Below are 9,998 nucleotides of genomic sequence, written 5' to 3' on the forward strand. Positions count from 1 at the left end.
CCGAGGCGGCGGCGCAGTTCATCACCCCGGTGACCATGCAGGCGTTGTCGGGCAGGCCCGTCTACGGTTCGCAGTGGGATGCGCGCGAGGCCAATAACATGCCGCACATCAACCTCTCGCGCGAGGCTGACGCCATCCTCATCGCCCCGTGCAGCGCCGATTTCATCGCCCGCCTGGCCCAGGGCCGCGCCGATGAGCTGCTGAGCCTGCTGTGCCTGGCCCGCCCGCAAGAGAGCGTGCCGCTGCTGCTGGCCCCGGCCATGAACCGCGAGATGTGGGCGCACCCGGCCACGCAGCGCAACCTGGCCCAGGTGGCCCAAGACGGCGCCGTGGTGCTGGGCGTGGGCCATGGCGACCAGGCCTGCGGCGAAACGGGTGACGGCCGCATGCTGGAGCCCGAGGAATTGCTCGAAGAAGTGATTGCCTTCTTCACGCCCCAATGCCTGACCGGGCACAAGCTGCTGATTACCGCAGGCCCCACGTTCGAGGCCATCGACCCCGTGCGTGGCATTACCAACCATTCCAGCGGCAAGATGGGTTTTGCTGTTGCCCGTGCCGCCCGCGAGGCCGGTGCCCAGGTCACGCTGGTGGCGGGGCCGGTGCATTTGCCCACGCCGCGTGGCGTCCATCGCGTCGATGTGCAATCAGCACAAAATATGCTGGAAGCCGTTATGCAGCGGGCGCAAGCAGCTAGTATTTTTATAGCGACTGCCGCCGTGGCCGATTGGCGCCCTGCCGCCGCTGCCGAGCAAAAAATCAAAAAAGATGGCTCGGGCCAGATGCCGGTGCTGCACTTTATTGAGAACCCGGACATCCTGGCCACCGTGGCGCAGTCGCAGCACGCGCTGGTGGGTGACCTGTTTTGCGTCGGTTTTGCCGCCGAAAGCCACGACTTGTTGCAGCACGCCACCGCCAAGCGTGCGCGCAAGGGCGTGCCGCTGCTGGTGGGCAACATCGGCCCGGCTACCTTCGGCCAGGACGACAATGCCCTGCTGCTGGTGGATGCCCACGGCCACCGCGAACTGCCGCGCGCTTCCAAGCGCGAACTGGCCCAGCAGTTGGTGGCTGACATTGCCGCACGGCTGGCGCAGCGCAGCGATTGAGCATCAATTTTCGGGAGACTGCTATGCGCGCACACCCTTCGTCGGATTGGGATACCCCCGCAGATGGCGACTTTGCGCGTTACGTGGAGCAGTTGACCGCACAGCAGGCGGCTGCCTCGGCAGCCAGCCAGGCGGCCAAGCCCGCGCACACCATGGTTGATCTGGCGGCGGCCCCGGCCCGTCGTGCCGCTGCTGTGCAGGTGGATCGGCCTGGTGGTGAGGGGGCTGGTGCATCGGCCACTGCGGCCCGGCGCAGTGCCAGGGACGCTGAAGGGGGCCGCGATGCAGGCGCAGCCGTGCCGCAAGGGCCAGAGGGGCCGGTGGAGGCGACCCAGGCCGTGCGGGTGCTGCGCCGCATCGCAGTCGTGCTGGTCTGGCTGATGGTTTTGCAGGCGCTGGCGCTGTGGTGGGCGGGCTGGGGTTCGTGGGCTGCGCTGTTGGGCACAGCGATGCTGTGGGGCCTGCTGCGCCGGGCGCAGAGCGGTGTAGCGCGGTTACAGTCTGGCCCCTCCCGCGCTGGGGCTGAGCGCCTTGCGGCCTTGCAGCAGCGTCTGCGTGAACTGGCGCGCCAGCGCGGCAACGACAAGCACCTGTAGTTTTATGAAAATCGACGTCAAAATTCTCGACCCCCGCATGGCGCAGCAGTTGCCCGCCTACGCCACGCCCGGCAGTGCCGGGCTGGATTTGCGCGCCTGCCTGGATGCCCCCCTGACCCTGGAGCCCAATGCCTGGCAACTGGTGCCTACGGGTATTGCCATCTACCTGCGCGATCCCGGTTATGCCGCGCTCATCTTGCCGCGCTCGGGTCTGGGCCACAAACACGGGATTGTGCTGGGCAACCTGGTGGGCCTGATCGACAGCGATTACCAGGGCCAGCTCATGGTCAGCGCCTGGAACCGCAGCCCCCAGGCTTTTACGATAGAGCCCATGGAGCGGCTGGCCCAACTGGTCATCGTGCCGGTGGTGCAGGCGCAGTTTCAGGTGGTGGATGAGTTCCCCCCCACGGTGCGCGGCGAGGGGGGCTACGGCTCTACGGGCAAGGTCTGACATGGCCGGGCCGGGGGCGGTGCCGCACCGGTATCCGCCTACAGGGCGGTGCGCCTGCGGCTGACCCAGCGCGCTGTTTTTGCCCGGCTGTACCGCTCGGTGCGTGCGTGTTCCAATGCCTGCCTGTGGTCAGCCACGGCTGGCTTTTCTGCAACGATTCAAGGAGTTTTCATGCGCAAAATGGTTCGCAGTGCTGTATTGGTGGGGTCGGTGGTTTTACTGGGGGCACTGACAGCATGTGCGCCCCAGCGCCATGTGCCCACGGGGTATCCGGCCACCGCTACGCCATACCCTGCATCTGCGGCTGTGGGCACCGAATATGGCCGCGTTCACCAGATTGAGGTGCTGCCGGGCCGCCAGCGCGCACAGACCAGCGGCGCCGGTGCGGTGATCGGTGCGGTGGTGGGTGGCGTGCTGGGTAATCAGGTGGGACGGGGCAGCGGCAGGGCCGCAGCCACCGCCGTGGGTGTGATTGGCGGTGCAGTGGCTGGCAACGCCATTGAGGGCAGCAGCGGTGGCACTGGTGCCGACCAGGGTTATCGCCTGACCATACAGTTTGACCGGGGCGGTTACCGCGCCTACGACGTGGGCTCGGTGGGCGATTTGCGCACTGGCGACCGTGTGCGCGTGTACAACGGCCAAATCTCGCGCTACTGAGCACACTGCCATGCGCGCCGCTGCTACTTGGTGGTGGCGCGCGGTACGGCGGTTTTCAGTGCAGCAAGTCGTTGCCGGGGGCCTGGGGCTGAATGCGGAAGAAGCCCGTGCCTGCACTGCCCTGACCAATTTCCGCTTCAGTGGCTTCGCGCACGCCGCACACCTTCAGGTGCAGCCGGATGGCGATGCCTGCCAGCGGGTGGTTGCCATCCAGCACTACATGCTCGGGGTAAATTTCTGACACCATGTAGAGCACGTCGCGCGGCGCGTCGGGGTTGCTGCCAGCAGGCAGTGCGTTGCCCTCCAGCACCATGCCTTCTTCCAGTTCCGCCGGAAACAGCGTCCGGGGCTCCAGAAAAATCAATTGGTCGTTGTAGTCACCAAAGGCTTCTTCGGGTTCTATGTGCAATGACAGCGTTGCGCCCTCGGTGTGGCCCTGCAAGGCCTCCTCGATGCGGCCCAGCAGGTCAGTGCCGCCTACCAAAAATTCCACTGGCTCATCGAGTATGTCCAGTTCCTCGCCCAAAGTGTCGGTGAGCGTCCAGGTCAGTGCGACCACGCATTGTTCTGTGATTTCCATAGGAGAATTGTCGCAGTTTGACCGAAGGCAAATTCAGCTCTGAAGCTTCCCCTTCAGGAAAATAGAATTCATTTGGGGGCGTAAGCTCTTCCTATTTCGCCCCTTGATGGGCGTGGATTGAAACATGGATACCAAGCAACCCCTCGCCCTGTTGGGCGGACTTACCCCGGCCCAGTTCATGCGCCAGTATTGGCAGAAAAAACCACTGCTGGTGCGCCAGGCCATTCCCGGTTTCAAGGCCTTGCTGCCCCGCGCCGATTTGTTTGCGCTGGCTGGCCAGGAGGGCGTGGAGTCTCGTCTGGTGCAGCAGACGGACGATGTCTGGAAGTTGCAGCACGGCCCCTTCGCGCGCCGGACCTTGCCGCCGCTGCAACGGCCCGACTGGACGCTGCTGGTGCAGGGCGTGGATCTGCACAACGACAGCGTGCATGCGCTGATGCAGCAGTTCCGCTTTGTGCCCGATGCGCGGCTGGACGATGTGATGATCAGCTACGCCAGCGATGGCGGCGGCGTGGGCCCGCACTTTGACAGCTACGACGTGTTTTTGCTGCAAGCCCACGGCCAGCGGCGCTGGCGCATCGGCAGGCAAAAAGACCTGTCATTGCGCGACGATGTGCCGATGAAAATCTTGTCGCACTTCGAGCCCGAAGAAGAATACGTGCTGGAACCCGGCGACATGCTTTACCTGCCCCCACGCTGGGCGCACGATGGCATTGCACAGGGCGAGTGCATGACCTACTCGTTAGGTTTTCGCGTGCCCGAGCGCACGGATCTGGCGCAAGAACTGCTGGTGCGTCTGGCCGACGAAGACGACGGCGCCACGGCTGCACTGCTGTACCGCGATGCCAAGCAGCCCGCCGTGGCGCAGCCCGCAGAAATTCCCGCCACTTTGCAGGAATTTGCCCGCGATGCGTTGCAACGTGCTCTGGCGCAGCCCCGCGCCCTGGAGCGGGCTTTGGGCGAATACCTGACCGAACCCAAGTCCAACGTCTGGTTTGAGCCTGGCCCCGAGGGCGTGCTGCTGGAGCAGGTGGTGCTGGACCGGCGCACGCGCATGATGTACGACGCTGACCATGTCTTCATCAACGGCGAGAGCTACCGCGCCGCCGGGCGCGATGCCACCCTGATGCGCCAGCTGGCCGACCAGCGTGCGCTGGGGCCGCGCGACCTGGCCCGGGCCAGCGACGATGCGCTGGAGCTGCTCTCGTCGTGGTGCGACGCGGGCTGGCTGCACGCACAGCCCCCTGGTGCAGGGCAGTGACTATGGATGCGCCACAGGATGCGCCTGACCCTGCGCTGTTGCAGGGGCGCTTCAGTGGCCGTGAGGTGTTCCAGCAGGCTGTGCGTGACGCTTTGGCCACCGCAGCCCGCGAGGGTTGGAGCGACATCATCCTCAGCGATGCCAATTTCCACGATTGGCCGTTGGGCGAGCGTGCCGTGATCGAGTCGCTACAGGCCTGGGCGCGCACCGGGCGGCGCATGACGCTGCTGGCGTGCAGCTACGACGACATGGTGCGACGGCACGCGCGCTTTGTGCGTTGGCGCGGCGTCTGGGACCATATCCTCACCTGCCGCCGTTGTCCGGGAGGTGATCTGCTGGATATTCCCAGCGCCATCTGGTCGCCCGGCTGGGTGCTGCAACGCCTTGATTCTGAGCGTTGTGTGGGCGTAGCGGGCAGCGAACCCGAGCGGCGCGTGCTGCTGCGTGAAACCTTGAATGAATGGCTGCGCAATAAAAGCGTGCCCGGCTTTGCCGCCACCACTTTGGGGTTGTAACCAAGGTGGCTGCGCGGCGCGTTGAGCGGCATAAGCAGTGCCTTCAAAGGTGTCGGCCAATTGCAACAGTTCACGTTCTCCGGCCCTTGTTGGTGTTATTCACTATTGACGAATACACAATATAATCACCGGCTGATTTAAGTAAGCCGCAAGCAATTGCACAATCTGCCAAAGCGTAGCCGGGCTGAAAGAGGCTTGACGTTGCGGCATCCCCCATTTTGACTGTCCAACTAGGAAAACTGAAATGAACAAGACCCTTGTCATCGCCTCCCTGATCGCTGCCGCTGCCCTGGCTGCCTGCGGCAAAAAAGAAGAACCCGCTCCTGCTCCCGCACCCGCTCCCGTGGAAGCGCCAGCTCCCGCACCAGCACCTGCTGCTGAAGCCGCACCTGCCGCTGCTGCTGCTGCTGACGCCGCTGCTGGCGCTGCAAGCGCCGCTGGTGATGCCGCTCAAGCTGCTGGCAATGCTGCAGCTGGTGCTGCCAACGCTGCTGGCGATGCCGCTGCTGCTGCTGGCGATGCCGCCAAAGCTGCTGCTGACGCCGCTGCTGCCGCTGCCGCAGGCGCCGCTTCTGCTGCCAAGTAATTAATGTCTTGAGTCTCGGGGTTTGCACCCCGGGACTGCAAAGCAAAAGCCCCGCACCTTTTGGATGCGGGGCTTTTTTACGCGCGTACTGCGCTTTACTTCAGGTCATCGGCCAGCACGCGCACGATGTTCTCGGCGTTGGCAGAGGTTTCCGGTGTTCCCGAAGCGTTGAGCACCGAGACAGTAGAGGCTTCGCCCTCGCTGCGCACAACGATGCGGTATTTGAGCGGTGGTGTTGCCGCTGGCGCACCACTGAACAGCTTGCTGAAAAATCCCGGTTCTTTTTTGTCTGTGCCTGGGGCCACGTAGCGGACAAAGTAAACACCCTGGCTGCGGTCGCGGTCTTCGACCGTGAAGCCGGTGCGATCCAGCGCCAGACCCACGCGGCGCCAGGCACGGTCAAAGCCTTCAGCCAACTGCACCACCGGCACATTGTTGACCGCAGCCACGCGCGCTGCTGCCGGGCGCTGTACCGATGCAGCCACCACGGCTTTGGCTTGCTCCTGGCTGGCACCCAGTTTGACCATCATGCGGCGCAGAAATTCGGTTTCCAGCTCCGGGTCTACGGGCCGGGCTTGCCAGACGGTGGCGTCTTTGGCGCTGCTGCTGTAGACCTCGGCCATACCCCGGTGGCTGACATAGATTTCCGTGCCACCGCTGGCGTTGCGCTCCAGACGGGTGCGGAACTTGTCACGCTCGCCCGTGGAGTAGAGCGAATCGAGCACCTTGCCCAGCGTGGCGCGGATGATGTCTTGCGGGATCTTGGCGCGGTTTTCGGCCCAGTCGGTTTCCATGATGCCCAGGTTGGATTGGTCCAGCATCAGGGTAAAGCCGTTTTCCAGCCAGAACTCACGTACCGGCTCCCAGAGTTTGTCAGCGGGGCGGTTGACCACCAGCCAGCGCTGGTTGCCCACGCGTTCGATGCGCACATCGCCCAGACTGTCGATGGCTGCGCTGGGGCCTGAGGGCTGCACCGCCTGGCCCGCTTGCAGCGCATTGGCCGAGACCACTGCGCCGGGCGTGGCGTAGCGCGTCTCGCGCGAGAGCTGTTGCAGGTCGGGCGGTACTTCCAGCGTCGAGCCTTTGCTGGCGCTCTTGTAGTCGATCTTGTCGCCCTCCAGCGCAGAGCAGGCGGACAGGGCAAGGGTCAGGCCAAGCAGGCCCAGTCGTGCAGTAGGGGGCAGGTTCACGCAGAAATCCTTGGAAATACTGGCGGTGGTGGTGACGTGGGCGGGGTTTACAGCAGGCCGCTGGCGCGCAGCGCGCCTTCGACCACCGCTTCGTTACTGGCGGCAAGGGGTGTCATGGGCAGGCGCAGGGTACCGCCGCACAGGCCCATGCGGGCCATGGCCCACTTCACGGGAATGGGGTTGGCTTCGACAAACAGGTGCTTGTGTACGGGCATGAGCTGGAACTGGATTTCCATGGCGCGGCGGGCATCACCGGCCAGGGCAGCAGCGCACAGCTCGCTCATCAGGCGCGGCGCCACGTTGGCGGTGACGCTGATGTTGCCGTGGCCACCGCACAGCATCAGGGCCACGGCGGTGGGGTCATCGCCCGAGTACACGGCAAAGTTTTTCGGCAGGTCACGGATCAGCCACTGCGCGCGCTCGATGTTGCCCGTGGCCTCCTTGATGCCGATGATGCCGGGCACCTGGGCCAGGCGCAGCACCGTGTCGTGCAGCATGTCTGCCACCGAGCGGCCAGGCACGTTGTAGAGCACGATGGGCAGGTCGCCCGTGGCCTCGGCAATGGCCTTGAAGTGCTGGTACTGGCCTTCTTGCGTGGGCTTGTTGTAGTAAGGCACGACCTGCAACTGGCTGTCGGCGCCGACCTTTTTGGCGAACTGGGCCAGCTCGATGGCTTCGCGCGTGGAGTTGGCACCGCAGCCGGCCATGATGGGCACGCGCTTGGCGGCCTGTTCGACGGCGACGCGGATGATTTCGCAGTGTTCTTCGACGTTCACCGTGGGCGACTCGCCCGTGGTGCCCACCACGCCGATGCAGTCGGTGCCCTCGGCGATGTGCCAGTCGATCAGTTTGCGAAGTTGAGGGTAGTCCACGCTACCGTCCTCGTGCATGGGGGTGACGAGGGCGACGATGCTGCCGGTGAGAAGGGCGCTTGAAGAGGTCATGTCCGTAGTGGTAAACGGTAAAAGGGCATTCTAACTAGAGCGGGGGCGCCAATGGGTGGCGCGGTGGTGCGCCCGTGTCGGCGTGCGCTGGCACGCGCACGGCGGCAATGCGCTGCACAAAGCGCTCCGGGGCGTGGAGGTAGCCGTCCTCGTAGGCCACCACGCGCAGCCCCGTGCAGGCGGCGATCAGTTCGCCAGGCTGGAGCAAAAAATCAGGCCGTGCGGGCCGCCCCACGCTGGCGTTGCCGTGGGCAAAGGTTTCGTAGAGGAGTACGCCGCCTTCGGCCACGCTGGCGATCAGCGTGGGCAGCAGTGGTCGCCAGAGGTAGTTGGTGACCACTACGGCGCCAAACTGGCGCCCCGCCAGTGGCCAGGGCGCGCCCTCGATGTCGGCCAGGATGGCCTCGCCCACCTCGCTGGCCGATTGCACGGCCTGCACGTCGCGGTCAATGCCCGTGACCGGGTGGCCCAGCGCCCGGAACCAGCGCAGGTGCCGCCCCTGGCCACAGGCCACGTCCAGCACGACCGCGCCCGCAGGCACCAGGTGCGACCAGCGCTGCACCCAGTCCGAGGGTGGCGCTGTACAGGCGATGGGTGGATTGTTTTTCACTATGATTTTGGTAGCTGTTTGCGCCCTGTGGGCGTGCGTTAAAGCCCTGTTTAATGCCTAAAAACAGGCCCACACCTGATCGGCCAGCATCACCATGAATTCTGGCTGTGTGTAGAGCGCAAACACCGCCAGCAGCGCCAGCACAGCCGCAGCGCCAGCCAAGCGCGCCAGCCAGCGTTTGCGTATGCGTTGGCGGCGGGTGGGCGACATGGGTGGAATAGCGATAGACATAAGAAATCAGATCAATCAGGAGGCAGGTTGTGCAGCGTGGCGCTGGATCGGGTGTTCTTTGATGGGCAGGTTGACCAGGGCGGCCAGCACGCCCAGCGCTATCGAAAGGTACCAGACGATGTCGTAGCTGCCGGTGCGGTCGTACAGGTAGCCGCCCAGCCACACCCCCATGAAGCTGCCCAACTGGTGGCTGAAGAACACAAACCCGCCCAGCATCGAGAGGTGTTGCACGCCAAAAATCTGCGCCACGGTGGCGTTGGTGGGCGGCACCGTGGACAGCCACAGCGCCCCGATCACTGCCGAGAACACGTACACCGACAACGGCGTCAGCGGTGCCCACAAAAACAGGCTGATGGCCACCGCCCGCGCGAAATAGATAAACGACAGGATATGGCGCTTGGGCAGGCGCTGGCCCAGCGTGCCCGCAATGTAGGTGCCAAACACATTGAACAACCCGATCAGCGCCAGCGCGTAGCTGGCCACCTGGGGCGACAGGCCGTGGTCACGCAGGTAGCTGGGCATGTGTACGCCGATGAACACCACCTGAAAACCGCAGACGAAGTAGCCCGCCGTCAGCAGCAAAAAGCTGGGGTAGCGGAACGCCTCGGCAATCGCCTGGGCGATGGTCTGCTCGCGCCGCACCGGCGCTGCGCCCTTGAAGCCGGGCTCACGCAGGCCCAGCGCCAGCGGCACGATCAGCAGCACCATCAGCGCCAGTGCCAGCAGTGCCTCTTGCCAGCCCAGCGTGGCAATCAAAAAGCCCTCCACCGGCACCATCAGAAACTGGCCGAACGAGCCCGCTGCTGCCGCCACGCCCATGGCCCAGGAGCGTTTTTCCGGGGCAATCTGGCGGCCCAGCACGCCGTAGATCACGGCATAGGTGGTGCCCGCCTGGGCTGCGCCAATCAGCACGCCCGCCGTCAGGGCAAACAGCGTGGGCGTGGGCGACCAGGCCATGCCCGCCAGCCCCAGCCCGTACAGCACCGCGCACACCACCAGCACCCGGAACGCGCCAAAACGGTCGGCGGCCATGCCGGCAAAAACACCGATCACGCCCCATGACAGGTTTTGAATCGCCATGGCCAGCGCGAACGACTGGCGCGTCCAGCCCATCTCCTGGGTGATCGGTTGCAGCCACAGGCCAAAACCGTGGCGAATGCCCATGGACAACGTGACGATGGCGGCGCCGCAAGCCAGCACCTGGAACATGGAAAGTTTGCGCGGTTCGTTTTGCATGGGTCGAATGTAGCGATGGGCAGCGCATTGTGCTTGAC

General features: G+C 64.7%; 13 protein-coding genes. 7 read left to right on the plus strand and 6 right to left on the minus strand.

All coding sequences use genetic code 11. The features are described from left to right. The 4 genes from coaBC to PHX69_RS12375 all read left to right on the plus strand — a co-directional run. The coding region (gene coaBC / locus PHX69_RS12360) for a bifunctional phosphopantothenoylcysteine decarboxylase/phosphopantothenate--cysteine ligase CoaBC (protein WP_288044025.1) at nt 1–1,103 on the plus strand (1,103 nt) is incomplete at its 5' end. 23 nt (nt 1,104–1,126) lie between these two features. Next, entirely contained in the window at nt 1,127–1,699 is a 573-nt protein-coding gene (locus PHX69_RS12365) for a hypothetical protein (protein ID WP_288044027.1), read from the plus strand. A gap of 4 nt (nt 1,700–1,703) precedes the next feature. Beyond that, entirely contained in the window at nt 1,704–2,150 is a 447-nt protein-coding gene (gene dut, locus PHX69_RS12370; RefSeq protein ID WP_288044029.1) for a dUTP diphosphatase, read from the plus strand. Nucleotides 2,151–2,321: 171 nt separating this feature from the next. Then, nucleotides 2,322–2,807 carry an outer membrane lipoprotein gene (locus PHX69_RS12375; protein ID WP_288044031.1) on the plus strand — a complete coding sequence of 162 codons (486 nt, stop codon included), beginning with the start codon at nt 2,322–2,324 and terminating at the stop codon, nt 2,805–2,807. 55 nt (nt 2,808–2,862) lie between these two features. Here the strand turns inward: PHX69_RS12375 and PHX69_RS12380 are convergent, their stop codons facing one another. Beyond that, the gene (locus PHX69_RS12380) at nt 2,863–3,387 is read right to left on the minus strand and encodes an FKBP-type peptidyl-prolyl cis-trans isomerase (RefSeq protein ID WP_288044033.1); all 525 of its coding nucleotides are present in this window, start codon (nt 3,385–3,387) and stop codon (nt 2,863–2,865) included. 124 nt (nt 3,388–3,511) lie between these two features. On the opposite strand from PHX69_RS12380, the gene PHX69_RS12385 reads away from it, so the two are divergent. The 3 genes from PHX69_RS12385 to PHX69_RS12395 all read left to right on the plus strand — a co-directional run bounded on the left by PHX69_RS12385 (nt 3,512) and on the right by PHX69_RS12395 (nt 5,749). Continuing rightward, nucleotides 3,512–4,648: a cupin domain-containing protein gene (locus tag PHX69_RS12385; RefSeq protein ID WP_288044035.1), complete on the plus strand. Its 1,137-nt coding sequence runs from the start codon at nt 3,512–3,514 to the stop codon at nt 4,646–4,648. Nucleotides 4,649–4,650: 2 nt separating this feature from the next. Beyond that, on the plus strand, nt 4,651–5,163 hold the full coding sequence (locus PHX69_RS12390) for a hypothetical protein (protein ID WP_288044037.1): 513 nt from the start codon (nt 4,651–4,653) through the stop codon (nt 5,161–5,163). Nucleotides 5,164–5,407: 244 nt separating this feature from the next. Beyond that, nucleotides 5,408–5,749 carry a hypothetical protein gene (locus tag PHX69_RS12395; RefSeq protein WP_119011806.1) on the plus strand — a complete coding sequence of 114 codons (342 nt, stop codon included), beginning with the start codon at nt 5,408–5,410 and terminating at the stop codon, nt 5,747–5,749. A gap of 95 nt (nt 5,750–5,844) precedes the next feature. On the opposite strand, the gene bamC is transcribed toward PHX69_RS12395, so the two are convergent. Genes bamC through PHX69_RS12420 form a run of 5 tightly spaced genes read right to left on the minus strand, consistent with a single transcriptional unit; the run spans nt 5,845 to nt 9,960 of the window. Continuing rightward, nucleotides 5,845–6,933 (minus strand): NlpB/DapX family lipoprotein, encoded by a 1,089-nt coding sequence (gene bamC, locus PHX69_RS12400; protein ID WP_288044044.1) that lies wholly within the window; start codon nt 6,931–6,933, stop codon nt 5,845–5,847. A 53-nt stretch (nt 6,934–6,986) separates the two neighbouring features. After that, on the minus strand, nt 6,987–7,883 hold the full coding sequence (gene dapA, locus PHX69_RS12405; RefSeq protein ID WP_119011807.1) for a 4-hydroxy-tetrahydrodipicolinate synthase: 897 nt from the start codon (nt 7,881–7,883) through the stop codon (nt 6,987–6,989). Between the two features lie 34 nt (nt 7,884–7,917). Next, nucleotides 7,918–8,493 (minus strand): class I SAM-dependent methyltransferase, encoded by a 576-nt coding sequence (locus PHX69_RS12410; protein ID WP_288044039.1) that lies wholly within the window; start codon nt 8,491–8,493, stop codon nt 7,918–7,920. A 57-nt stretch (nt 8,494–8,550) separates the two neighbouring features. After that, entirely contained in the window at nt 8,551–8,724 is a 174-nt protein-coding gene (locus PHX69_RS12415; RefSeq protein ID WP_157983656.1) for a hypothetical protein, read from the minus strand. A gap of 15 nt (nt 8,725–8,739) precedes the next feature. Then, nucleotides 8,740–9,960 (minus strand): MFS transporter, encoded by a 1,221-nt coding sequence (locus PHX69_RS12420; protein WP_119011809.1) that lies wholly within the window; start codon nt 9,958–9,960, stop codon nt 8,740–8,742. Nucleotides 9,961–9,998 lie beyond the last annotated feature (38 nt).

The sequence above is a fragment of the Simplicispira sp. genome (assembly GCF_028687295.1).
GTDB classification, from domain to species: domain Bacteria; phylum Pseudomonadota; class Gammaproteobacteria; order Burkholderiales; family Burkholderiaceae_C; genus Simplicispira; species Simplicispira metamorpha.